Raw genomic sequence first — 25,198 nt, forward strand, 5'->3', positions numbered from 1 at the left:
GGACCAGTCACAGTAAACGCTAGTAAGCAGTTATCTGTCAACAGATAACTGCTTACTAAAGCCACTATCGTTGCGAATATAAAATGGGGGCTGTGGATCTTCTGCCGCGTCTTATGGAGCCCGGTTGGGCCGACCTGGATTGACTGCCCGGGTGAGGCTGTAGGGACGATGGCAAGCACCTGTTCAGTGGCAGGGTTGTGTACCATGATCGGCGTCCCGAGGCCCTAGACGGTTTCACCGTCGATACTCATATCCAGGCACCACTCAACGCGGGCCGGATCAATTTTGTGCAATGCCGCGGTCATGCGAGGTCCCTGAGGGGGGGCTCGGTATTTCACGCGGCCGGGGATCCGGTTCGCGGCTAACGGGCTAGCCCGAGGTGTCTGTGGCCGGTGATCAACTGTCGGAGGCTCAGCGCGCGGCCCATCCTCAGTGACCGGCAGACGCCCTCGTCGACGTCGAGACAGGCAAGATGATCGGCACTAAGGGTGTGGAGCTCCAATTGGCCCCGATAATGTCGACCTCGTCGCGTTCGGATACCTGCAGCAACTCGTGGGCTGGATGGACGCCGCGCATTTCCGTTGAGGTACCTCCCGACACGATGGCCGGCCGTCGTTCCAGGAGGGGCCTCGATGATGTTACGGCCCTGGGCGCGCTGGGGGTAGGCGACACCGCGATGGAGGAGTCCCCGCCGATAAAGCCCGGCCCTGTCCGTTGATTGGCCGGCTTAAGTGACTTTGGTCGAGAACAGCTCTTGTTGCACGTGCAGGAAGTCGCAGTATTCGCGAATCTCGATGATCTGACCGCCAGACAGACGAATAGCGAAGTGGAACAGGTTGTTGTACTGCCGCCCATTGGGAAGATTGGCGAAGCATTCGGTCTCCACCGCAACCCAATCATCCTCCGCGATCATGCCGCAGACCTTGTGCACGATCCCTTCAGGAAGCACTTGGCTCATGCCAGGGAACAGATCGAGATATTCGTGCTTGGTGTAGCTCTCGGCAAACGGAAGACCAGAGGCCCGAGACATCAGCATGATCTTGGCGTCTGAGTGCAACAGTGGCTCGGACGTGACGCCGGTAAGGTCCGAGTAGGCGGCGATGTACTGCGTGACCACCTTCTTGTTGACAGCAATCGAATTAGCTGCGGTATCAGCGACGTTCGGGACTTCGTTCATGGGAGTGCCTTTCGTGGCGAAGTGGGTAGGAGGGCTGGGGGTGTCGGGGGCCGAGGGGATGCTGGCGACACAAGCTAAGAACTAAGCGGACGGATCCGCCGGCTTGAGCACCGCGGTCCCCGTCGACATGTCGACCGGAACCGAGAGATGCTGGTGCGCGAGCAGCCAGCGGTCGCCTTCCTTGACGAAAAGGTCGGTCTCGCGAAACACGAAGGTGAGGTCCGGGCCTCCAGTGGGGTTGTCGGCAACAAAGTTCTGAATGCTGAACGCCCACCCGGTGGATTGCTCTGCTCGTACGCAGAGCTCGAGGACCTGTGTGCGCAGGTTAGTAACCCCCTTGAACTGCTCTTCGATCTCCGCCCTGGCCTCCTCCCGGCTCCGGTAGACTCCGGGGCCGAAGTCGAAATATACGGCGTCCTCTGCCCAGTGGTCTGTGATCGAGTCCACTTCCTGAGCCTGAGACATAGCCCTCTCGATCTCGATGATCGCTGCCTCGTCACTGCCGGCGACGCTGGTATCGAAGACGGAAGGGCTGCTGTTCTTGATCGTCATGATGTTCCGTTCGTTAGGGAAGTTATTTTGTCGTTCGACGTGCCTGGGGGAGGCTCTGGTCTGCCGGACTACTGAGTTCGCCTGGTATGGTCGGCGAGGCGATCGTAGAAGGGCCTGCGGAGGGAGTGTTCGCGTTCGCTCCAGGTGGGGTGGCAGGCCACTTGAGCGGAGCTATTGAGCATGGTAGTTATGCAATGATGCTCACGGCCAAGGAAAAGCTGGCGTACAGCTCGACGTAGTCAAGTTCTGCTTTTCGGGGCCTTCGATGTGATGTCTAACACTGTAGCGCAACTGCCAACACTTCACAATCATCAGTATTTTGTTGACCGCAAGGCGCAGGAATCGCCACAAAGGCGATGGCTTGCAAAGGGCGCCAATCAAGCGTCGACGTGCACGCAACAAGTCGATCCACCCGCGCAAAAATCATGTTTTGCTCGAATGCTGACAATCCCACTGCAAACCGGGTCCCATTTGTGCGTCTGCGAACCAGCTGACGTGCGAAAGTCTGCTGTTGCACTGGCGAAGAGGGAAGCGGTGGGCGACTCATTCCGAGGACATGATGGACAACCGGACAAACCACTCCGGGGACTCCCATCAGTGGAACAGAATTTCGTTACCGGTGAGCCGGAACATAGTTCGGTGGAATTCGATGTCGGTTACAACCCGTTCTTCCAAGGATGCTCGCTTGGCCAGGTCCATGGCATCGATTGCCAGGTGCAGGGACCGGACAAACGCCTGCGGTCAGGGAGCTCGCAGAGGGCGACCGCAGCCAGAGATTCCAGCGCCACGCGGACGGTAAAAATGTCCTTGGTCTCCTTCTCGTCAAAGTGCCGGACGGAGAGCTGCCCTCGAGGGCAGGTCGAGGAGACCTTCCTGTACGAACTGGCGGAGGGCTTTCCGAAGGGTGCCGCGGCCTATCTTGACCCTCTCAGACAGTTCCGTTTCCACCAGATGCCGGCCCGCTTCCACTTCCCCTCTGGTGAACGTCGTTGTCACCGCGCAGGACCTAGACCTTGCCGAGTTCGAACGTTCGCAATATTCGTCCATGACGGAGGGCACAGCCGCAGGTAGGGGGCCTCTGAGGGGGTGAGATGGTGCCCGGCCTGTTCGATTTCGATCGAGTCGCAGAGGTCCGCGATGGTCAGGTAGGGCATAGCCTTCTGGCTGGCGACGGTTTCGATTCGTGCTCCGACGGCTTTTCGCGGCCGTGCGCACGTCGAGGGAGAACGGGCCGACATGACGCCGGTCAGGGGACTGTTCGCTTCGATCCAGCAGCCATTCCTGTGGTTCCGGACGTGAATGGACTTGATCCGGTAAGGGCCAAAGCGGATCTTCGAGAGTGCCGCAGCGGGGGACGACAGCCTTGAATAGGCACCCCGACATTCATGCATTTAAACGGACAAGCGAGACGCCGGCTTTTGGCGGAAATGCTCGCCCTGGGCCAAATCACGGAGGTGCGGGTCCCGACGCGAGAGCAGGAGGACCTGCAGGATTTGTCCCGGCTGCGGGCCACGGCGGCGAAGAACCTGGCCCATGCCTGCCAGTACGTGAATGCGATCCTGTTCCGCCACGGCATCAGGTATCCCAAGGAGACGAAGTGGACCTAGGAACACCAAGCGTGGCTGCACAGGCAGCGTTTCGACGCCCCGGTGCTGCAGTTCACCTATCAAGCCGACGTGGAACAGGCAGAACTGCTCGCGGCGCACTCCCATCGCATTGACCAGCGCATCGCGGCGGTCGCCAGGGACTGTGAGTACACGCCTGTGGTCGACGGGTTGATGTGCCTGCGCGGCATTCAGGTCACGACCGCGTTCGGGCTCGCCGTGGAGATCGGCGACTGGACACGCTTCACCGGCGCCACCATCGGCTCCTACTTCGGTCTAGTGCCTAGTGAGCAGTCCTCGGGCCAATCCCGGCATCAGGGCCCGATTACTAAGGCCGGCAGCAGATACGCCCGCAAGCTCCTGGTGGAGGCAGCCTGGCAGCACCGGCGCCCCTATGTCACGCCCGGGCTGCGTCCACTGCGGCAGCTGGACCTGGTCGGCCCGGCCACCCGCATCCGCGCGCTGGAAGGCAACCACAGGCTCCACCACAAATGGGAAGCGTGCGACGCCCGGAAGAAAAGATCCGCCACGGCCAACACCGCGGTCGCTAGGGAACTGGCCGGCTAGTGCTGGTCCCTGGCCGCACCCCTCCAGCAAGGCGACCACGGGCAAGGGGAACGCATGAACGCGGTTTAAAGAACGTGTCGGCCGGATGCGTGGCGGGCGTGACGTGGCAGCACTTTGGGGCTAACTCGAGACCCAACTATGAGCACACGGCCCATGCAGTTGACGCCCGAAACATAGACAGCGATAAGCCCCAGCCGAACAATCGTCATGCGGAAACCAGCCCGCGAAAATCAATCTGACACTGCAGTCGAATACAAGACTCGCCAGCACGACCGCCCCACCCTGACAACACCCGAACCAGCGGCGCCCACCAAAGAAGTTGGGAGCCGTTCAGCAATGCCCTTTGACGTTTCCATATATCAGACGGGGCACCAGTCCGGGTCGGCGCCATGTTGGTGGGACCTTGTGAAGTGGACTGCTGGACGAGACGCGTCGGGAGGAGCTTTGCGTTAGAACGCTTTGAGGATGTCTTCGACGCGGGTTTTGGCGTCACCGAAGAGCATTTGGGAGTTGTCGCGGTAGAAGAGAGGGTTTTGGACGCCGGCGTAGCCGACTGCCATGGAGCGTTTGAAGACGATGACGTTTTCGGCCTCCCAGACGCGGAGGACGGGCATCCCGGCGATGGGGCTGCCGGGGTCTTCGGCGGCTGAGGGGTTGACGGTATCGTTGGCGCCGATGACCAGGACCACTGAGGTGTCGCCGAGGTCGTCGTTGATTTCGTCCATTTCCAGGACGATGTCGTACGGGACCTTCGCTTCGGCGAGGAGCACGTTCATGTGCCCGGGCAGGCGCCCGGCGACCGGGTGGATACCGAACCGGACGTTCACACCCTTCTCGCGGAGCTGGTGGGCGAGTTCGGCGACGGGGTACTGGGCCTGGGCCACGGCCATGCCGTAGCCGGGGGTGATGACGACGGACGAGGCGTTGGCCAGCATTTCGGCGGTGGCCTGGGCGGTGATTTCGCGGTGCTCGCCCTGATCCGCGTCCCCCTTGCTAACGGGCGCGGCGATGCCGAAGCCGCCGGCGATCACGGAGATGAAGGACCGGTTCATGGCCTTGCACATGATGTAGGACAGGTAGGCACCGGAGGAGCCGACCAGGGCGCCGGTGATGATGAGCAGGTCATTGTTCAGCAGGAACCCCGCCGCTGCCGCGGCCCAGCCGGAGTAGCTGTTCAGCATGGACACGACCACGGGCATGTCGCCGCCGCCGATGGAGGCCACCAGGTGCCACCCCAGGCCCAGGGCCAGGAGGGTGACGACGATGAGGAGCCAGAGCTGGGAGTCGTTGACGTACCAGACGGTCAGGGCGATGAACGCGGCGAGGGCGCCGAGGTTGATCGCGTTTTTGCCCGGCAGCATCAGGGGTGAGGACTTCATCCTGGCGGAGAGTTTCAGGAACGCCACGATCGAACCGGTGAACGTCACCGCGCCGATGAACACACCAATGAAGACTTCGGCGTGGTGGATCGCCGTCAGGTCCGCAGGAAGGGCCGGGGCTTCGAGGTGGCCGTTCCAGCCCACCAGGACCGCGGCGAGGCCCACGAAGCTGTGCAGCAGCGCGATCAGTTCAGGCATCCCGGTCATTTCCACGACCCGGGCGCGCCAGAGCCCGATCGCCCCGCCGACCAGCACGGCGGCCACGAGCAGCACCAAACCGGTCAGGCCGGCGCCGGTGCCCCAGGCCCCCTGCACGGTCAGCCAGACCGTGGCGGCGAGGGCGATGACCATTCCGGTGATGCCGTACACGACGCCGGCGCGGGCCTTTTCGTGTTTGCTCAGCCCGGCGAGGCTGAGGATGAACAGCAGGGCCGCGACGATGTACGCAGCTCCGGCGATGGAGTCGGCGGTCAACGGACCGGAGACGGTGTCAGACACGGTAATGCTCCTCGAGACGATTCGGGCTGTTGCTTCGGGTACGGCGCTCATTTACGGGCCCCGTCTCCGCGGGAGAACATCGCGAGCATCCGCCGGGTCACGGCGAACCCGCCGAAAATGTTGATGCTGGCCAGCAGCACAGCGACCGCGGCGAGCACCTGCATCACGAGGTTGTCCGAGGTGACCTGCAGCAGCGCACCGACGACGATGATCCCGGAGATCGCGTTCGTGACGGACATCAGCGGCGTGTGCAGGGCGTGGTGGACTTTCCCGATCACATAGAATCCGACGACGACCGTAAGCATCAGCACCGTGAAGTGCTGCGGCAGCGGCGCCGGCGCGACCGCGTTGACCAGGAACAGGGCAGCGATGCCGGCGGCAAAGAGACCTGCCTTACCGGCCGGGCTGAGGCCTTCCTTTTTCTTCGGTGCAGGGGTTTCGGCAACCTCAGTCTGGGTCTTGGCCGCCGGTGCGGCGGAGACCTGGACCGGTGGCGGCGGCCAGGTCTTTGCACCGTCCCGCACCACGGTCACCGAGCGCTGCACCACGTCATCAAAATCAATCCGGAGCTGCCCGTCCTTGTCCGGGGTCAGCAGTTTGAGCAGGTTTAGCATGTTCGTCCCGTACAGCTGGGACGCCTGGGCCGGCAAGCGGGCCGGAAGATCCGTGTAGCCCAGGATCACCACACCGTTGTCCGTCACGATCCGTTCTCCGGCGACGGAGCCTTCCACGTTCCCGCCCTGCCCGGCGGCCATGTCCACGATGACACTGCCGGACTTCATGCCGGCCACGTCCTCGGCGGTGAGGAGCTTCGGTGCCGGACGCCCCGGGATCAGGGCCGTGGTGATGATGATGTCGACATCCGCCGCCTGCTCCGTGTACATCTCTGCGGCGCGGGCGTTGTACGCCTCACTCGTGGCTTTGGCGTACCCGTCGGAGGACTTCATCTCCTCGGCTACCTCAACCTTGAGATAGGTCCCGCCGATGGACTTCACCTGGTCAGCGACCTCAGGCCGTGGGTCCGTGGCACGCACAATCGCTCCCAGGCTGGACGCGGCACCGATCGCCGCCAGACCGGCCACGCCGGCGCCGGCGACCAGGACCTTCGCCGGGACCTTTCCCGCAGCAGTCACCTGACCGGTGAAGAACCGGCCGAACTCATGGGCGGCTTCAATGACGGCGCGGTATCCGGCAATGTTCGCCATCGAACTCAGCACGTCCATGGACTGAGCGCGCGAGATCCTCGGCACCGCGTCCAGCGCCAATGCCGTAATCGGCCGTCCCGCCAGCGCCTCTACAAGATCCGGCCGCAGAGCCGGACTCAGCGAACCGATCAACGTTGCGCCGTCGGCGAGGCGGCCGATCTCGTCGTCGGTGGGCGGATTAATCCGCAGCACCACCTCAGACCCCCACGCCTCATCAGCGCCCACGACCAAGGCACCCGCCGCAGCATAGTCCTCGTCACGGAAGGACGCAGACTCTCCCGCACCCTTCTCGACCACAACGTCGTAGCCCAACCCCAATAACTTACCTACGGTGGCAGGCGTCGCCGCCACCCGTGCCTCGCGACCCAACTCGGCCACAATGCCAATACGTGTCACGTCTATCCTCTTTCATTCATCAACGTGCCGGTGCGGAATTCCGCTTCCGCGCACAACCGGCATTTTGTACAGGAGCGCTGTCAGCACGACGCGGACGGCCAGGGTTCCATTTCGTGTACCCACACCCCGGGCGAATAAGCCGGAAGGGCGCGTGATTACCTTTGCCGACCAACTTCGGACGTTCCTCACACTCGTATCGTTACTCCCCTCGCAGGGCTGCCCGCCGTGCTAACGGCGCTTCCAGCCAAGCTCCCTACAACCCTGTAGAACTGGATGTAGGGAGCGACACTCGATCTGACCGCGGTGAGGCACCGAATTCGTTGCGATAGGTGATGATCCGAGTGACCATCGGGTGCCTCACCGCAGACTAGTGTCCGCGCTCCCATTACTGTTCCTTGCCGTCATGGGCGCTCGGGCAAATCGTTGTGTTGGATTCGAGCTGTTCCATGATGTGAGCGGTCCAGCGCATGATCCCGCGGCATCAACGCCGTCAGAGTCAAGCCAGCTGCCTTCCGGCTGTTCGACCTCCCGGGCACGAGTTCCTAGTCGACCGTGTCTTGACTGGTGGCGGGCCAAGCGACAAACTGCGTCTCTAGGAACTCCATGATTCCGTCCTCGCCGAGTTCACGACCAATACCACTGAGCTTGAATCCGCCTCCGGCCTTGTCCTGCCGGGGGAGCCAGCCGTTGATCATCACTGTTCCCACGCGAAGTTTCGGCGCAATGATCTGGGCTGCCTGGGGATCGCCGTAGATGGTCGCAGCCAGCCCGTACGCCGAGTCGTTTGCCATGTCGATCGCTTCCTGGACCGTCGAGTACGGCAACACGACGCCGACCGGACCAAAAAGTTCCTCACGGGCAATCTCTGCCTGGTTCGTGACGCCTCCGATGAGGGTGGAGTTCATGTACCAGCCTTTGTCCATGCTGGGACGACCGCCTCCCGCGACGATGCTGCCACCGTTATCGAGCGCACGCTGAACGAACCCCTCGACGGTGTCACGGTGACGGCTGCTGATCAGTGGACCCGCCACGGTGGTCGGGTCCCAGGGGTCACCGGTCTTGATCCCGGCCAGTGCACTGCGGCTGAGGTCGATGAATTCGTCGTATCTGTCCTGGTGAACCAGGATCCGCGTGGGTGATGAGCAGCCTTGCCCGGCATTGCGCAGGTATCGGGCATGGACCTGGGTGGTGATTTGCTGAAGGTCCGCGTCTGGCAGCAGCAGAGAGGGCGATTTTCCTCCCAGCTCGAGAGCTACCCCCTTGAGGCCCGAAGCAGCCTGCGACATCACCAGTTTGCCGACTCCGACCGAACCAGTGAAGCTCACCTTGTCGACCTCGGGGTGCGTCGTCAGGGCCTTTCCCGTTTCGGCCTCACCCACAATGAAGTTGACCACGCCCACTGGAAGGTCGGCCTCCTGCAGGAGCTTCCCGAGCAGCAGGAGCGCCAGGGGTGCCTGGGGGCTCGAAAGCAGCACGGTGGTGCAACCGGCAGCCACCGCGGCACCGATCTTGATCGCAGCGAACAGTATCGGGTAGTTATAGGCCGCGATGGCCGCCACCACACCGGAGGGCAGGTAGCGGATAAGCCCCTCACTAGGAGGAGGCCCCGCGGCGTACCCCAGGTTGCGGGTCCGATCCCTGACCGTCAGCTCAGCAAACTTTCGCAGGACCGCAACCGGCTCGCCGATCTGCAACGACTTCGCCAACGTCACGGGCGTACCGACCTCGGTGACAATCGCGGCCGTGAGGAGTTCAGCGTTGCGTTCGATTGTTTCGGCGATAGTTAGGATGACCTGCTTCCGTAGGTGCGGATCCAACCATGACTCCTGCTCGAATGCTCGGCGGGCAGCTCGGACGGCGCGGTCCACCTGCTCTGGCGAGGCTGTAGGGACGATGGCAACCACCTGTTCAGTGGCAGGGTTGTGTACCATAATCGGCGCCCCGAGGCCCTTGATTGGTTCACCGTCGATACTCATATCCAGGCACCACTCAACGCGGGCTGGATCAATTGTGTGCACTGCCGTGGTCATGCGAGGTCTCCTGAGGGGTTCGGTATTTCACGCGGCCGGGGATCCGGTTCGCGGCTAACGGGTCATGATGCGGCCGCCGTCGACGACGAAGGTCTGGCCTGTCATGAAACCGGATCCCTCGCCGGCGAGGAAGGCGATCACGGGGACCAGGTCCTTTCGGACGTCCCCGAGACGGCCGCCCATCGGGATGGTGCGTGCCATCATTTCGTCGTGTGCGGACAATTGCTCGGGCGTCATCTCGGAGCGGGTCTTGTCGTACATCGGCGTCCAGATCATCGGGCTCACCGCGTTGACACTGATCCCAAAAGGCCCCCATTCGACGGCGCAGGTACGCACCCAGGCCAGAACAGCACCCTTGCTCGCTGCATAGGCACCCTTTCTGGGGTAGCCGTTCATGCCAGCGCCGGACGCAAAATCTATGATGCGACCACCGTGGCCCTTGAGGTGCCTGAAAGCCGCCTGGTTGGTTAGGAAGGTGCCGCGGGCATTGATCCGCATCACCCGGTCCCATAAGTCCGCGTCGGTTTCGATTGCCGTGGCGGTCGGGGCGATGCCGGCCAGATGCACGAGCACGTCGAGCCCACCCATGACGTCCACAGCAGCGTCGAAAGCGGCAGTCACCGACTGCTCGTCGGAGACATCACACCTGACGAAGGTGGCGCCCGCCTCGGCAGCGATCTTGCCGCCGACGGATTCCTCTACGTCGAGAGAAACCACTGACGCTCCCATTTCGGGCAATGCCCGGACCAGACCCGCGCCCATTCCGCTTGCCCCCCCCGTCACAATAATGCGTCGTCCTGTCAAGTCACTCATGCTTTCCGTCTCCGATCCCAGGCGGCGACAATCCTTGCCGCGCACCGGCTGTCCTGTATTTATGGTCCAAGCCTATCCGGGTACAGCCAACTGTCAACTGTAAACTGAATCAAAGCCGGGCAATTCTCGCAACTGGGACCGAAACGTTCATTGTCGAAGACGAGACGCGCCGCACTCTGGGTATCGAAGTGCCCCGCGATCACCAACGACTCCTTCTCGGCTGCCCTGGCCAGCACTCGGTGGCGACTGCGGGCGGGTTCGTTTCCCCTTGTCGCACGCGCCGGCCGGTCAACCCGCGTCTACGTCAGCCTGATCGTAAGGCGCTTGTGTCAAGTGTTGACAGTTCGCAGTTTACGCGCAACGATTAGTGTGCTTGGAATTCAACCTGTTTCACCCACCCAAACCGGAGGCACGCTTGTGACTGCAACCTCGTTCGATCCGCGTACCGGGACACAAATCAGCACTGCCCCGGCCACCTCTGAGAGTGAAGTCCGTGATTTGTTGAAGCGGGCGAGCGCCAGCGCCGAGCGCGTGGCACAGGCAACCCCGGCACAGAGGAGGGACTGGCTGTATTCCATTGCGGATGCGATGGAATTTCAGGCCGACGAGTTGGTCGCGATTGCTGATAGGGAGACTGGGCTTGGCCGCGCTCGACTCGACGGGGAAGTACTGCGGACGGCAGCCCAGATCCGGTTCTACGGTGATGTCGCAGCGGAAGGGTCCTACCTCAGCGTGACACGCGATGAGGGTGCGGCCGGGACGGACCGCCTGGTTCGCGTCAATCGTCCACTGGGCCCTGTCGCGGTCTTCGGTGCCAGCAATTTCCCATTCGTCTTCGGGGTCCTGGGGCACGACACCAGCGCCGCCCTTGCAGCCGGTTGCCCTGTCCTCGTCAAGGCACACACCGCGCACATTGCCCTGAGTCACCGGCTGGCCGAGTTGGCGCAAACGGCACTATCGGAGGCAGGAGCCCCCGAGGGAAGTTTCGGGATGGTCGTTGGTCGTGCCGCTGGCGTGCAGCTTGTAAAGGCTCCGGAGGTGACCGCTGTCGCTTTTACCGGCTCACAGTCCGGAGGCCTGGCGCTTTGGCGGATCAGCAACGAGCGGGATCGGGTGATCCCCGTGTACGCCGAGATGGGAACAGTCAATCCCGTGGTGGTGACCGAGGCGGGCGCTACTGACATGCAGCAACTCGCCAAAGACTTTGTCGGATCGTTCACGCTCGGCTCCGGGCAGTACTGCACCAAGCCCGGCCTCATGCTTGCGCCCTTCGGATCAGATGCTGCTGCACGCGTCGCCAGCGCGCTCGAGACCCTCGACCCGCGGCCCCTAATGCTGACCGAGGGGATCGCAGGGTCCGTGAAGCAAGGCCTGGTCGAACTTCGTCACGCCGGCGCCCGGACAGTGGTCGAGCTTGGCGACGTGAACGTTGGATGGTCGGCGCCTGCAGCTGTCTTGCAGGCCGACATCTCCTCACTTTCACCCGGAAGTCGACTCCTCGAGGAGTGCTTTGGCCCGGTGGTGCTGGTGTGTGAGTACTCCTCGCAGGACGAACTACTCGCCGCACTTACAAACTTGCAACCCTCCCTTGCGGCGAGTCTCATCGCAGCAACTGAAGGCGCCGACCCGCAGGCACCGGCGCTGTTGCAGCGGTTGTCCGAACAGGTTGGGCGAGTGGTTGTCAACGGATGGCCGACCGGCGCTTCCTGTTCCTGGGGCCAGCAGCACGGCGGCCCATGGCCTTCCACATCCAATCCGGGCGTGACATCCATCGGGGCTGCGGCACTCAACCGTTTCGTGCGGCCGGTAGCCTTCCAGGATGTTCCTGACGAATGGCTGCCGCCGGAGGCCCAGCAAACGAATCCGTACAACGTCCCTCGCCGGGTGAACGGCATCTTGACGCCCGCGCCCAACTAACAAGTAACCAACAGTCATGAAGAGCAACAGGAGCGAGTCGTGCAACAACCGCAGGAAAACGATCAGCCGATCCTCGTCCACGTGGAGAACGGAATCGCCCGGATCACCCTGAACAACCCCCGTCGCAAGAACGCGATCACCATCAAGATGTCAGAACAGATAGAGGAGTTCTGCGATCTCGTCGATAATGACTGGTCCATCGGGGGTGTGATTCTGGATGCCGTTGGAGCCTACTTTTGCAGTGGCGCCGACACTCGTGACCTCGCGTCGTCGTCGGCAAATCCAGCCTCCACCGAGGCCATCGAACGCACTTCGGCAGTGTACCGAGCGTTCACCCGGGTGGGCAGCATGCCGGTGCCGTCCATCGCCCTGGTCGCTGGAGGGACAGTGGGTGCAGGGCTGAACCTTGCGATGGCGACGGATCTGCTGCTGGTCACCCCCGATGCAGTGCTCGACTCGGGATTCCTGGCGCGGCGCATCCACCCTGGAGGTGGGCACATCTCCCTCCTTGGCCGATCGCTGTCCCGGCAGCAAGCGATGGCGTTAGCCGTGCTCGGCGTTGCTGTCTCGGGTGTCGAAGCGGCGCGTATGGGACTGGCGTGGAAGGCGATCGAACAGGAGGCAATGTTGGCCGAGGCCTGTGGCCTGCTGCGGCTGGCCGCCGCCGATCCTCTGCTGGCGCGGAAGATCAAGCACAGCGCTGATCTTGAGCTCGGTCCGGGAGCCGTCCGCTGGGACGCCGCTGTCGAGCTCGAGCGAGGCGTACAGATGTGGTCGCTCGGTCGCAAAGGCGAGGCGGGTTGGGACAAGTAACCTCACTCAACGGCTGTGTCGGTGCACGGTCTTTAGCGCGGTAGGCCGCTAAAGGGCCCGGCCGCAGTCCCGACCAATTCCCCATTCTCCAGAAAGTCGGTGGTTCTCCTTGTCCACGACCCGAGTCGTATCTCCGGCACCAGCGCGTTTGTGGAGCCGGGACTTCATCCTGTTGGCCTTGACCAACCTGTTTCTCGCCATGGTGTTCTACATACTGATGACTGCCCTGGTCCTGTATGCCATGGACCGGTTCCAGACTTCGGATGTGATGTCCGGGCTAGCGGTTGGCGCCTTCGTCTTGGGGGCCGTGGTTGCCCGGCTGGCCACCGGACAGGCCATGGACCTCATGGGCCGCCGCAGGATCCTGGTCGTCTCCTTGGCCGCCGCCGCCATCACCTCGACGCTTTACTTGGTGGCCAACAGTCTAGGCCTGCTGATCGCCGTTCGCTTCGTCCACGGCTTCACCTTCGGCGCTGCCAGCACCGTCCTGGCCGCCGCCGTGATCAGCCTGATCCCCCCATACCGCCGCAGCGAGGGTACAGGCTGGTTCGGCACGTCCACCACGGCCGGCTCGGCCTTCGGTCCGTTAATAGCCTTCCAGCTGACAGATGCCTTCGGGTTCAACGCCGTGTTTCTGGCCTGCACTGCCTTCTCCATTTTCGGCCTCATGGCCGGTCTCCTGGTCAAGCTGCCCGAGCCGCCACGGCACGAAGACGAGCGCAGGGACTATCCTGCGGACACACGCTCTAACCCCCGTTTCTCCCTTCAAGGGATGCTCTCGCGCAAGGTCCTGCCCGTCTCGTTGGTCATCCTGCTGGCGGGCATGGCCTACTCGGGAGTGCTGGCGTTCCTCAACGGCTACGCCCAACAAGAGCGCATCAGCCCCTCCGTCGCGAGTTCCTTCTTCCTTGTGTATGCCGCCGTCCTCGTATTGACCCGATTCATCGTCGGCCCGATCCACGACCGGTTCGGGGACAACGCCGCAGTCATTCCGCTCATTGTGTCCTTTATGTCCGGACTCGCTGTGTTGTCCTTGTGGCCCACGACCCCAGGGATCTTGATCTCTGCCGCGTTGATCGCACTCGGCTTCGGTGCCCTGCTGACGAGCCTGCAGGCCATCGCCGTCACGGTGGTGCCACCGAGGCAGATTGGGGTGGCCACCTCCACGTACTTCTTAATGCTCGACATCGGTGTCGGCACTGGGCCCATCATCCTCGGCGCCCTAATACCGCTTACCGGCTACTCAGGCATGTACCTGCTGATGTCCGGGATGATGGCTGCCGCGATTGTCATTTACTGGCTGGTCCACGGCCACGGGTCTATGGCAGGACTACCCCGACAGGGACGTCGTTGTTCGGCGGCGCAACCGTAGACGCTTTATTGGTCTCACAATTCAACTACAGATTGCGTGGCAGCAGCCCGCAAACCACGAAGGTCGTTCGGTTTGGCGCCGGCGCTTCAGCCGACATCCTGCCTCACGCCTCGAAGGAGAAATATCCGATGAAAATCGCCGTTCTTGCCAAGCAGGTTCCTGACACCTGGTCCGATCGTAAGCTGGATCTGGTCACCGGGCATTTGGACCGGTCGGCTTCTGATGCCGTGCCGGACGAGATCAATGAACGAGCCGCTGAGGTGGCCCTCAAATATAAGGACTCCCACCCGGGGACTGAAATCGTAGCGCTGAGCATGGGGCCTGAGGACGCGGACAAAACCCTTCGCAAGCTGCTATCCATGGGCGTGGACTCCGCCGTGTTGGTGACCGACCCGGTCCTGGCTGGCTCAGACTTGGTGCAAACGGCCCGGGTGCTCCACGCCGCGTTGGAAAAGATCGGGGCAGACCTGGTGCTGGCAGGAAACGTCTCCACGGACGGGAAGTCCGGCGTCCTGCCGGCGATGATCGCCGAGTTGAGGGGCCAGGCACTGGTCCCCGGCGCGGACAGGCTGGCCATCACCGATACGGACGTCACCGCAACCGTTCAAATTGACGATGCGGTCCTGACGTTGGCCACGGCCCTGCCAGCCGTGGTTTCGGTGACGGAAAAAATTGCGGAACCACGATTTCCCAATTTCAAGAACATCATGGCGGCCAAGAAGAAGCCACTGCTGACGTGGTCGTTGGACGACTTGGGAATTCAGGCCGGCCCCGAAACAGCTACCGTCCGCTCAGTCATGGTGTCCGCGCAGCAGAAGCCGGCAAGGCGGGCAGGTCCAAAAATCCTGGACGACGGGACTGCTGCCAGCCAGCTGGCGGCTTTCCTTGCAGAGAGTCGGTTGATTTGACCACCGAGCACAGAAACCGAGCTTCGAACCAAAAGAAGGAAAGTAATGGACATTAGCCAGAACACCGTATTGGTCCTGATTGAGACCACCACCCGAGGCGTCCTCCAGCGAACGTCCTCCGGAATGCTTGGTGCTGCGTCGCTCGTAGGATCACCCGTTGCTGTGGTGGTCAGCGCATCCGGTTCAGGAGCGAAACTCTCACAGGAGTTAGGGGCACAGGGCGCCGCCCACGTGGTCGTGGTCGAGTCGGACCGGGCTGCCACGGAACTGGGAACGTTGACTGTCGCCGTTTTGGCCCAATTGATCGGCGAGTTCGCGCCCGTCGCTGTTATCGTTCCACAGACCGTGGAATCCCGCAGTGTGGCAGGGAGGCTTGCAGTGCGAAGTGGCGGCGGCGTATGTGCGGACGCCGTGGGCCTTCGGTTCCAGGACGGTGAAGTGATCGTCCAGCACTCCGTTTTCGGCGGGGACTTCGTCACCGAGTCCACTGTGGAGGGCGGCCCCTGCATTGTCAGTGTGCGCCCCGGAAGCATCGATCAGCGGGCGAGTGCCGTGGATGCTCCTCAGGTGTCCATACTGGATGGCCGGACCTTGGCGCTAGGGGCACCGGGGCCCGTCATCCAGGCCGTCAGCGAACACCCTCCGGCCGCCGATCGACCTGAACTGCGCACTGCCAAGACTGTGGTCTCCGGAGGTCGCGGTCTGGGTTCTGCTGAAGGTTTCGGGCTTGCCGGTGACCTCGCAGACGCGCTTGGAGGCGCAGTGGGCGCGTCGCGTGCAGCAGTGGACGCCGGCTATGCGGCACAGGAACTGCAGGTGGGGCAGACCGGCGTGACGGTCGCCCCAGACCTCTACATTGCGTTGGGCATTTCCGGAGCGATACAGCATAAGGCCGGCATGCAGACCTCGAAAACCATCGTGGCGATCGACAAGGATGCGGATGCTCCGATCTTCGAGATCGCGGACTTCGGGGTTGTCGGGAATGCCTTCGACGTGGTCCCCGCGCTGGTCGCCGAACTGCGCGCCCGACGGGGCTAAGCCAAACGACCATCAAGACAGCATCGACCGGAGGAGCCCCCATCATGACTACCGGCCCGCACAAGCAACCACCCGTCCCTGGCAACACGGCGCCCGAGGGAGAGAAGGTCCCCGCCTTGGCCTCGCGCCAGCGCCAGCGCATGGGCAGTTACACGCAGGCACCAGAGCCGGCCGCGCCGCAGAAGCAACGAATAGGATCGACACCATCGATCCATTTGGTCGCCGCCGTACCCCGGCAGCGGCTGGGCGGATCGGCCGGGGCGTCCGATCTATCCGCGGACCGCGCTGCTGTGGAACCAGTCCCGGCCTCGTCGAGTGGTACGCGATCTTCGGCCTCGGGCACTGCAGTCGAGGAGGGCGCGCTGGCGGCAGGCAGTCGCTCTCACTGGGTGCGCCCCGTCGTCGCAATACTGGGCACCGTCGTTGTTGGGGTGGTGCTGGTGGTGCTGGCCCGCTGGATCCGCACGATGCCGGCTGTGCAGGAGTTCATTGCGACCTACCCGGGGCATTCACGGCTCCCGGAAAGCAGTTCTGAAGGCATTCCCGCCTGGCTGGGGTGGCAGCACTTCCTGAACATGTTCTTCCTGGTGCTGATCGTGCGCACAGGACTTCAAGTACGGGGGGAGAAACGGGCGCCCGGGTACTGGAAGCCGAAGGTGAATTCTTTCTTCTCGCCCAAGGGGAACACCCCCAAGAAAGTCTCCCTGTCCCAGTGGCTGCACCAGGTGCTTGACGTGCTGTGGGTAGCCAACGGGGTCGTTTTTATCCTTTTGTTGGCTGTCACGGGGCACTGGGCCCGGATCGTGCCAACGAGCTTGGATATCTTCCCGAACATGGTGTCCGCTGCGATTCAGTACGCCTCCCTGGACTGGCCGCTAGAGAAGCGGTGGGTGCACTACAACGCCCTACAAATGGCTGCGTACTTCCTCACGGTCTTCGTCGCCGCGCCGGTGGCCGTCATTTCCGGACTGCGGATGTCGACGTGGTGGCCGGCCAAGGCCGGAACGCTGAATAGGATCTATCCGCTGGAGATCGCCCGCGCCCTGCACTTTCCGGTGATGCTCTACTTCGTGGCGTTCACCGTGATCCATGTCTTCCTGGTCTTTTTCACCGGTGCGCTGGGCAACCTCAACCACATGTACACCTCCCGTGACGTGGTGGATTGGTGGGGCCTGGGCATCTTTGTGGTTTCGATCCTCGTGATCGCTGCCGCGTGGTTCCTCACCAAGCCCGTATTCACGACTCCGCTGGCAACCCGGATGGGAACCGTGACCAAGAATTAGGTGCCGGCCGCCGGGCAATCTTATAAAGTAACTTCCGTTTTTCCGAAAGGCACTACCTTGAATCCAGAGAGCAGAACACCCGTCATTCTCGGCGGGGCACGCACCCCGTTCGGCCGTTTCCGGGGCGGCCTGGCCGCGCTGTCCGCCAGCGACCTTGGCGCACACGCCATCCGCGCCGCGCTGGAACGTGCCGGGGTGGCCCCGGAGCAGATCGAGGCGGTAATCGTCGGGCAGGTCATCCAGGCCGGTGCGGGGCAGGGCCCGGCCCGACAGGCCAGCTTGGGTGCCGGCATCGGTTGGGATGTGCCCACCGTGACGGTCAACAAACTCTGCCTTTCCGGGCTGACCGCGGTCATCGACGCCGCCCGGATGATTCGCGCCGGGGAGGCAGATATTGTCGTTGCGGCCGGTCAGGAATCCATGAGCAACGCCCCGCACCTGATCAAGGGGCTGCGCGCCGGCGTCACCATCGGCGACACCCCGATGGTTGACTCGCTGAACTTTGACGGGCTGCAGGATCCGTTCAGCGGGGAGCTGATGGGTGCCGCAACCGATGCCGGAAACGCGGCCCGCGGCATCAGCCGCGGGGACCAGGACGAAGTCTCTGCCCGTTCACACCAGCGCGCCGATGCGGCCCAGGCCGCCGGGATCTTCGATGCCGAGATCGCCCCCGTCGACGTCCCACAGCGCAAAGGTCGCGCGCTGACATTCGACGCCGATGAAGGCATCCGCCCCGGAACGACGGAGGAGGCCCTCTCGGCTCTCAGGCCTGCTTTCTCGACGGCGGAGAACGCCACTGTCACCCCCGGCTCAGCCTCCCCGCTCTCCGACGGTGCCGCCGCCGTCGTGATCGCGAGTAAGGCCGTGGCCGAAGCTGCCGGACTGGAATGGATCGCCGAGATCGGTGCGCACGGCCAGACCGCCGGCCCGGACGGCTCGCTGCATTCCCAGCCCTCCCGGGCGATCGAGGCCGCGCTCAAGCGCGAGGGCCTGGGCATCGAGGACCTGGACCTTATTGAGATCAACGAGGCCTTCGCCTCCGTGGTCATCCAGTCGGCCCAGGACTTGGGCATCAAGACGGAGCGGATTAACGCCGAGGGCGGGGCGATCGCCCTCGGGCATCCGATCGGCGCGTCGGGTGCCCGGCTCGTGCTTCACCAGGCACTGGCCCTGCAGCGCGCGGGCGGTGGGACCGGAGTTGTCGCCCTCTGTGGCGGCGGCGGGCAGGGCGAAGCCCTGATCCTCAAGGCTGTCCGGTGAACGCGGCCGTTTCCGGTGCTCCGGATGGCAGCGAGAGCACCAAATATTCGTCGCTGGAGGAAATTGAGTTACACGGGCTGGGAACCTTCGCACTGATCACGTTGACCGGTGCGCGCGACCGAAACCCGGCCACCTTCAGCCCCGAGTCATTGAACGAACTATGCACATTCCTGCGGCACGTCAAAAATCGTGCGGCGGCTGGTGAATTTGCCGGTGTTGGTATCACCGGGCAGGGCAGAAGTTTTGCGGCCGGCGCGGATCTGAAAGCCATGCGAGTACTCGCCGATGCCGGGGCAGCCCGCGGCTTCGCCGCCCTCGGCCATGAGGTCTTCGGTGTCCTCGCCTCTATGCCAGTACCGACCTTCGCGTTTATCAACGGTGCAGCAATTGGTGGGGGACTGGAGATCGCCCTCGCGGCCGGTTACCGCACCATCTCCGCCGCAGTCAGCGCCGTCTCCCTGCCCGAGGCGTACCTCGGCTTGGTCCCGGGGTGGGGCGGTGTGTACCGGCTGCCGAGACTGATTGGGCCGGCCAACGCGGTCAAAGTCATGATCGAAAACCCCCTGAGCAACAACAGGGTTCTCGACGGAACGACTGCCTTTGAACTAGGGATTGCCGACGCCGTCTTCCAGCCAGGCGATTTCCTGGAACAGTCCCTGGCCTGGGCGTCCCGGATCATCGGGGCCGATGCAGCCGGCCGGCGACAGCTCGACGAGCGTCGGGGGCGGAAGGCTTCGTACACGCCGGCGGACTGGGACGACGCCGTCGCCGCCGGCCGCGCCATCGTTGCTTCAAAGACTGCGGATGCGGCACCGGCGCCTGCGCGGGTTCTGGGCCTGCTTGAACGTGGCAGGAACCTCAACCAGGCCGAATCCGCCGAGCTGGAAATCGAGGCGGTTGTTGAGCTCCTTCAGACACCGCAGTTCAAGGATTCGGTTTACGCGTTCCTCGACGTGCTCCAGCACCGGTCCAGGAATCCGTCAGATGCACCTGATCCGGAGCTGGCCCGCCCGGTCAACAAGGTCGGCGTTGTCGGAGCCGGCCTGATGGCCGGCCAACTGGCACTCCTCTTCGCGCGGCAGCTGCAGATACCCGTAGTCATGACAGATATCGACCAGGCCCGTGTGGACCGAGGCGTTGGTTACGTCCACTGCGAGGCCGACAAGCTGCTGGCGAGGAAACGCATCTCTGCCGATGCGGCCAATCGTATCAAGACCCTGGTCAGCGGGTCGGTGTCCAAGGCCGCCTTCGCCGATGCAGACTTCGTCATTGAGGCGGTCTTCGAAGACCTGCCGGTGAAGAAACAGGTCTTCGCCGAGGTCGAAGCGGTGGTCTCCGACCAATGCATCATCGCCACCAACACGTCGTCGCTGTCCGTTACGGAGATGGCGGCGGACCTGCTGCACCCCGAGCGCGTCGTCGGCTTCCACTTTTTCAACCCGGTCGCTGTCATGCCTCTGGTGGAAATCGTCCGCGCCCCGAAGAGCAGCGAGGACGCGCTGGCCACCGTATTCGTCCTCGGCAAGGCTCTGAGGAAGACCACTGTGCTGGTCGGGGATGCCGCTGCATTCGTCGTCAACCGGGTCCTGTTGCGCCTGTTGACGGAAGTCTCGAAGGCCTTCGACAACGGCACCCCGGCCGGGATCGCGGACAACGCGCTCAAACCCATGGGCCTGCCGATGACACCATTTACGCTCCTGGCCATGATCGGCCTCCCGGTCGCCCAGCATGTCACCGAATCCCTCCATACTGCATTCGGTGAGCGGTTCACCGTTTCGGCCAACCTGGCGAAGCTCGTCGAACAGGGGATCGCCACGCTTTGGGTCACCGACCACGACGGCGGCCGGAACGTCCCGCAATCCACACTCGATCTCCTGGAGTTTGGCACGTCCCCGGCTACCTCCGCCCAGCTGCTCGAAAGAGTGCAGGACGCCCTTGCACAAGAGATTGGACTGTTGTTAGACGAGGGTGTCGTGGCCTCTCCCGAAGACGTTGACCTTTGTATGATTACCGGCGCCGGATGGCCGCTGCACCTAGGCGGCATCACCCCCTATCTGGACCGGACCGGCGCCTCGGAACGGGTCAACGGCATGCGCTTCCACCCTCAAAGGCGCTAGGTCGAACGGGGCAAAGCTGTCAGAACCCGTCCCGGGTGACCGCGATTTTTCCGAAATGGTTGCCTGAGTTGAGACGGCGGAACCCGTCCGCGAGTGTCTCGAAAGTGAAGGTCGAGTCGATGACCGGCCTGATCCCGATCGCGTCGAGGGCTTTGACCAGGTCCCGCTGATGGTGCCGGCTTCCCACACAGAGGCCCTGCAGGTGGATTTGCCTGCCGAGCATCCGTGCAATTGGCACCTTCCCGACAGCCCCTGCCCGGACGCCTACCATCGCGATGTGCCCGCCCACGGAGACCGCTTCGAAGGACTGCGTCAAGGTTTCTGCGCCGCCGATCTCAATTACGATGTCCGCACCGCGGCCATCGGTGATGTCGCGTACCTTCATGCCCCAGTCAGGGGTCTCGCGGTAGTTGATGAGGTGATCAGCGCCGAGGGCATGCAAGCGCTCGAGTTTGGTTTGATTTGATGATGTGGAAATTACGGTCGCTCCCATAGCCTTCGCGATCTGCAACCCAAAAACCGCGACGCCTCCTGAGCCCATGGTCAGAACTACGTCTCCGGCCTTCACACCTCCCTGCTGGAGAGCTCGCCACGCCGTTACCCCCGCTGTTGGCAACGTGGCTGCCTCGACGTGGGTCCAGCCGCTCGGAGCCCTTGTGAATGACGTTGCGGACCTCACGACGACCTCTTGTGCGTATCCATCGATTCCGTCGCCGGGAACGGTCCTCATATCCGGCAGGACAGGCGGGCCAGCAACCCACCCGGGCCAGAACGTCGAGATGACAGGGTCACCGGCGCGGAACTCGGTGACGCCTGCTCCGACATCTTCGACGATACCCGCGCCATCGGCAAGAGGAACCTGGCCGTCGTTGCCGAAGGTGCGCACGATTGCCAAATAGTCATGTGCGTTGAGCGAGTTGGCCTCAACGCGGACGCGGACTTGTCCCGGCCCCGGATTCCCGGGATCTGCAACCGTCTCGGTTGTCAGCCTTTTCAAGCCTGTTGCCGAACTCAATTTGACGGCCTTCATGGAGCCTCCTTTGGCTGTAAACGCCGCCGCGAAATGGGTCAAGTGCATGCCAAGGTGTCAGTCCTTGAGGTGTGTGGCACCAACAGTTCGTGGCTGTGATGGAGCAAGAACTCGTGGCGGGGGTGGAGACCAATCCACGGGCTTGCTGACAGGTCGTCAATGTTGATGGCCTGCCGGGATACCGCTGCTTCCTGTGCGGGTGGAGGCTGATCCGGCAGGCTCGACCCTAGCGGGCGCTGAACAGTGCGATTAAGAGACACTTCGCGTCTGGGCATGGTTTTTCTTTCGTTGGAGGATACAGGAGGATGTCGTTGATTTCACGTTCCCGCAAGTAACCGGCCCGGGCAATAAGCCACTGCCCGGGCCGGTTCGATTCATTACCTTCAGGGTGCTAGTTGGCGAAACTTTGACGGCCCCGGGAATTAGCGGGAGGTTGGGTCGCCGTTATCAGTCGTCGTAGACGATGAGGCCGCGGATGTTCCGTCCTTCGAGCATGTCTTTGAAGCCGGTGTTGATCTCATCGAGGGTGTACTTGCGCGTGATCATCCCGTCCAAGTCCATTTTTCCGGCGCGGGCCAGTTCCAGGAGCCGCGGGACGTCCACGCGGGGGTTGCAGTCACCGTAGAGGGTGCCGATGATCCGCTTCCCGAACAGGGTGAGCAGCGAGCTCGACAGGTGCATGTTCTCCTCGGCAGCGTCGTCGGCGACGCCGGTCAGGACGATGGTGCCGCCCTTACGTGTGAGGAAGAAGGCGTCGCGGATGATGTCCCCGGTGACGACACCGGCCGTGACAACGGCCACGTCGACTCCAACTCCGTTTGTGCGCTCCCAAAGATCCGCCATGGCTTCTTCACCGGAGGCATAGACGAAGTCGGCGCCCAACTTCTTTGCGAAATCCCTTTTGCCTTCCACCGGGTCGATCACCGCTACCAGACCCGCGTTCGTCTGTACTGCGGCGTTGACGGCGTTGGCGCCGATGCCGCCGCAGCCGTAGATCGCCACGACGTCACCCGCGCGCACTTGGCCGGCGTTGATAACCGAACCCCAACCGGTCGCCACACCGCATGTCACAAGTGAGACCCACTCCAACGGAAGGTCCTTGTCTACCTTGATCACTGAGCGCTGGTCGAGGACAGCGTGTTCGGCGAAGGTCCCGGTGGCTGCGATGGCGCCAACTGGCTGGCCCTCGTAGTGGAACCGGTAGCCGCCGTTGGCCAGCTCCCCAGACATCATGTTGGCCCCAAGATCGCACAGGTTCCCTTGCCCGGTGACGCAGAAGCGGCACACTCCGCAGCTGGGAATCCACGAACACGCGACATGATCACCTACCTCCAGTCCGGTGACGCCCTCCCCGACTGCTTCGATGATCCCGGCCCCTTCGTGGCCTCCGACCATTAGCGGGAGTTCAAGATGCTGCAAGTGTTCGTCGGAGTGGCAGAGTCCGGCTACCTTCAACTTGATTCGCACCTCTCCCGGGCCGGGATCGGCCAGATCGAATTCGAGTATTTCCCAGTCTTGGCCTACGCCGCGCAGGGCAGCAGCACGTGTCTTCATCGTTGAATTCCTTGCTTTTATCGGTGGTGGTGGTGGTGGTGCCGGGACAGACTATTGATATCGGCACTCAGCCGAGTTTGATCGCCTTGTAACGCAAGAACTCCTCGATGCCTTCAATGCCGTTCTCGCGCCCGAGGCCGGACTTGCGCGTGCCACCGAACGGGGCGAAGAACGAGATACCGGCAGAGTTGATCGCCACCGTGCCCGAATCGATGCGCAACGCGAGGTTCTCGGCGACGGCAGGATCGGAGGCGAAGACCGCAGCGGAGAGGCCGTAGTCGGTGCCGTTGGCAATCTCAATGGCCTCGTCTAGGTCGTCGTAGGGCATCACGGCCAGAACGGGGCCGAAGATCTCTTCCCGGGCGATGTCCATCTCGGGAGTGACGTCCGCGAAGATGGTCGGTTCGACGTAGAAGCCCTCGTCAAGGCCAGCGGGCCGCCCGCCCCCAGCTACGAGTCGGGCGCCCTGCTCGTGAGCTACCCTGATGTAGTTGGTCACCTTCTGGTACTGCATAGCAGTACCCAGCGGACCTAGCATGCTGGTTTCCGACAACGGTGACCCGATGGTCCACTGGCCGAACGCCTCGGCCAGACCTGCGATAACTTCCTCTTGGCGTTCGCGCGGCACCAGAACCCTGGAAAGCGCTACGCAGACCTGCCCCTGGAAAGGAAGGAAGCCAGGGACTATCGCCTCAAGCAGCTTGCCCAGCGGGAAGTCGCCGACAACCAGCGCGGGTGACTTGCCGCCGAGCTCAAGCGTAACGTCAGTGATATTTGCAGCACAGGATTCCATCACGGCACGACCGGCGCCGACACTTCCCGTAAGACTCACTTTGTCAACGTCCGGGTGCGAAACCAGGGCCTGACTGACCTCGACGCCACCGGGGACCACGGTGAGCACTCCTTCCGGGAGCCCGGCGTCGGACGCCATCTGCGCAATCACGCGTGAGGTGATCTGCGATTCCACGGCCGGTTTCATCACCACCGTGCACCCCGCAAGCAGTGCCGGGATCACCTTCGTGACGAGATAAAGACTTGGTCCGTTCCAGGTGGTGATGATGACCGCGACGCCCGTAGGCTCACGCAGGACACGCACGCGTCCGTCCGGCAGCTCCCGCACCTCGTCCAGTTCGATGGCTCCGCCCAGGGCAAGGGTGTACCGCCAAATGCCCGGAACGAAGGAGTCCAGGAGCCGGGTGTGGCTCACGGTCGGACCGCTTTCTTCAGTCCACGCGGCCCCAAACTCTTCGGCACGGGCCTCGTAGGCCTGACAGAAGCGCTCGAGGACCTCGGCACGCTCAGCCATGCTCAGTCGAGGCCAGCCGGAGTGATCGAAGGCCTTGCGCGCGGCAGCAACGGCGGTATGTGCGTCTTCGACGTTCGGCAAAGGGTAGGTCTTCACCACGCGCTCTGTGGCAGGTGAGATGACGTCGTAGGTTTCCGGTCCTGAAGCCTGGATCACAGCGGTATCGAGTGCTTCGTTGACGGGCGTGGTGGTAGCGGTCATGCGTCCTCCGAGGTGGTTTTTCCAAGCATCTGATGTGACATGTAACACTGTAATATAATTGTCAACACTTCACAATTGGCAGTATGTTGTTGGCAACGCATTCGCAAAGGAGGACATTCCGGTGTGAATTGCCCACACTGCGGTCACACGCCGCAGCCCTCCGAGGTGCAGCTCTAGA

General features: G+C 62.9%; 20 protein-coding genes. 10 read left to right on the forward strand and 10 right to left on the reverse strand.

Annotation, left to right across the window (positions count from 1 at the left end):
- Positions 1–727 precede the first annotated feature (727 nt).
- The 3 genes from IAQ70_RS14040 to IAQ70_RS23205 all read right to left on the reverse strand — a co-directional run bounded on the left by IAQ70_RS14040 (position 728) and on the right by IAQ70_RS23205 (position 3,112).
- Positions 728–1,177, reverse strand: a complete 450-nt coding sequence (locus IAQ70_RS14040; RefSeq protein WP_190989931.1) for a nuclear transport factor 2 family protein — start codon at positions 1,175–1,177, stop codon at positions 728–730.
- 81 nt (positions 1,178–1,258) lie between these two features.
- Entirely contained in the window at positions 1,259–1,729 is a 471-nt protein-coding gene (locus IAQ70_RS14045) for a YybH family protein (protein ID WP_190989932.1), read from the reverse strand.
- An 822-nt stretch (positions 1,730–2,551) separates the two neighbouring features.
- A complete protein-coding gene (locus IAQ70_RS23205; RefSeq protein WP_317983664.1) occupies positions 2,552–3,112 on the reverse strand; it encodes a GntR family transcriptional regulator in 561 nt (186 codons plus the stop codon).
- 2 nt (positions 3,113–3,114) lie between these two features.
- Between IAQ70_RS23205 and IAQ70_RS14055 the strand changes: the two genes are divergently transcribed.
- Positions 3,115–3,336, forward strand: a complete 222-nt coding sequence (locus tag IAQ70_RS14055; RefSeq protein WP_190989933.1) for a hypothetical protein — start codon at positions 3,115–3,117, stop codon at positions 3,334–3,336.
- 69 nt (positions 3,337–3,405) lie between these two features.
- The gene (locus IAQ70_RS14060; RefSeq protein WP_190989934.1) at positions 3,406–3,900 is read left to right on the forward strand and encodes a transposase; all 495 of its coding nucleotides are present in this window, start codon (positions 3,406–3,408) and stop codon (positions 3,898–3,900) included.
- A gap of 449 nt (positions 3,901–4,349) precedes the next feature.
- Here IAQ70_RS14060 and pntB read toward each other — a convergent pair whose 3' ends face one another.
- The 4 genes from pntB to IAQ70_RS14080 all read right to left on the reverse strand — a co-directional run bounded on the left by pntB (position 4,350) and on the right by IAQ70_RS14080 (position 10,221).
- Complete coding sequence (pntB, locus tag IAQ70_RS14065; RefSeq protein WP_223860066.1) at positions 4,350–5,828, reverse strand: Re/Si-specific NAD(P)(+) transhydrogenase subunit beta; 1,479 nt, start codon at positions 5,826–5,828, stop codon at positions 4,350–4,352.
- The gene (locus tag IAQ70_RS14070; RefSeq protein ID WP_190989935.1) at positions 5,825–7,378 is read right to left on the reverse strand and encodes a Re/Si-specific NAD(P)(+) transhydrogenase subunit alpha; all 1,554 of its coding nucleotides are present in this window, start codon (positions 7,376–7,378) and stop codon (positions 5,825–5,827) included. Before IAQ70_RS14070 ends, pntB begins: the two co-directional genes overlap by 4 nt.
- A gap of 542 nt (positions 7,379–7,920) precedes the next feature.
- Positions 7,921–9,408, reverse strand: a complete 1,488-nt coding sequence (locus IAQ70_RS14075; protein ID WP_190989936.1) for an aldehyde dehydrogenase family protein — start codon at positions 9,406–9,408, stop codon at positions 7,921–7,923.
- 54 nt (positions 9,409–9,462) lie between these two features.
- Complete coding sequence (locus tag IAQ70_RS14080; protein WP_190989937.1) at positions 9,463–10,221, reverse strand: SDR family NAD(P)-dependent oxidoreductase; 759 nt, start codon at positions 10,219–10,221, stop codon at positions 9,463–9,465.
- Between the two features lie 333 nt (positions 10,222–10,554).
- Here IAQ70_RS14080 and IAQ70_RS14085 point away from each other — a divergent pair, with 333 nt between their 5' ends.
- The 8 genes from IAQ70_RS14085 to IAQ70_RS14120 all read left to right on the forward strand — a co-directional run bounded on the left by IAQ70_RS14085 (position 10,555) and on the right by IAQ70_RS14120 (position 20,929).
- Positions 10,555–12,138 carry an aldehyde dehydrogenase family protein gene (locus IAQ70_RS14085; RefSeq protein ID WP_317983665.1) on the forward strand — a complete coding sequence of 528 codons (1,584 nt, stop codon included), beginning with the start codon at positions 10,555–10,557 and terminating at the stop codon, positions 12,136–12,138.
- Positions 12,139–12,177: 39 nt separating this feature from the next.
- A complete protein-coding gene (locus tag IAQ70_RS14090; RefSeq protein ID WP_190989938.1) occupies positions 12,178–12,951 on the forward strand; it encodes an enoyl-CoA hydratase/isomerase family protein in 774 nt (257 codons plus the stop codon).
- A 178-nt stretch (positions 12,952–13,129) separates the two neighbouring features.
- On the forward strand, positions 13,130–14,323 hold the full coding sequence (locus IAQ70_RS14095) for an MFS transporter (protein ID WP_223860067.1): 1,194 nt from the start codon (positions 13,130–13,132) through the stop codon (positions 14,321–14,323).
- 128 nt (positions 14,324–14,451) lie between these two features.
- Entirely contained in the window at positions 14,452–15,231 is a 780-nt protein-coding gene (locus IAQ70_RS14100; RefSeq protein ID WP_190989939.1) for an electron transfer flavoprotein subunit beta/FixA family protein, read from the forward strand.
- Positions 15,232–15,276: 45 nt separating this feature from the next.
- Positions 15,277–16,269, forward strand: a complete 993-nt coding sequence (locus IAQ70_RS14105; protein WP_190989940.1) for an electron transfer flavoprotein subunit alpha/FixB family protein — start codon at positions 15,277–15,279, stop codon at positions 16,267–16,269.
- Positions 16,270–16,313: 44 nt separating this feature from the next.
- Positions 16,314–17,552 carry a cytochrome b/b6 domain-containing protein gene (locus IAQ70_RS14110; protein WP_223860068.1) on the forward strand — a complete coding sequence of 413 codons (1,239 nt, stop codon included), beginning with the start codon at positions 16,314–16,316 and terminating at the stop codon, positions 17,550–17,552.
- Between the two features lie 57 nt (positions 17,553–17,609).
- Positions 17,610–18,812 carry an acetyl-CoA C-acetyltransferase gene (locus IAQ70_RS14115; RefSeq protein WP_190989941.1) on the forward strand — a complete coding sequence of 401 codons (1,203 nt, stop codon included), beginning with the start codon at positions 17,610–17,612 and terminating at the stop codon, positions 18,810–18,812.
- Positions 18,809–20,929 carry a 3-hydroxyacyl-CoA dehydrogenase NAD-binding domain-containing protein gene (locus tag IAQ70_RS14120; RefSeq protein ID WP_190989942.1) on the forward strand — a complete coding sequence of 707 codons (2,121 nt, stop codon included), beginning with the start codon at positions 18,809–18,811 and terminating at the stop codon, positions 20,927–20,929. Before IAQ70_RS14115 ends, IAQ70_RS14120 begins: the two co-directional genes overlap by 4 nt.
- 19 nt (positions 20,930–20,948) lie before the next feature.
- On the opposite strand, the gene IAQ70_RS14125 is transcribed toward IAQ70_RS14120, so the two are convergent.
- The 3 genes from IAQ70_RS14125 to IAQ70_RS14135 form a co-directional block, all read right to left on the reverse strand.
- The gene (locus tag IAQ70_RS14125; RefSeq protein ID WP_190989943.1) at positions 20,949–21,959 is read right to left on the reverse strand and encodes a zinc-dependent alcohol dehydrogenase family protein; all 1,011 of its coding nucleotides are present in this window, start codon (positions 21,957–21,959) and stop codon (positions 20,949–20,951) included.
- Between the two features lie 447 nt (positions 21,960–22,406).
- Positions 22,407–23,513 carry a Zn-dependent alcohol dehydrogenase gene (locus tag IAQ70_RS14130; protein ID WP_190989944.1) on the reverse strand — a complete coding sequence of 369 codons (1,107 nt, stop codon included), beginning with the start codon at positions 23,511–23,513 and terminating at the stop codon, positions 22,407–22,409.
- Between the two features lie 67 nt (positions 23,514–23,580).
- Complete coding sequence (locus IAQ70_RS14135; protein WP_190989945.1) at positions 23,581–25,020, reverse strand: aldehyde dehydrogenase family protein; 1,440 nt, start codon at positions 25,018–25,020, stop codon at positions 23,581–23,583.
- Positions 25,021–25,198 lie beyond the last annotated feature (178 nt).

Source organism: Pseudarthrobacter sulfonivorans (assembly GCF_014712225.1).
Classification (GTDB): domain Bacteria; phylum Actinomycetota; class Actinomycetes; order Actinomycetales; family Micrococcaceae; genus Arthrobacter; species Arthrobacter sulfonivorans.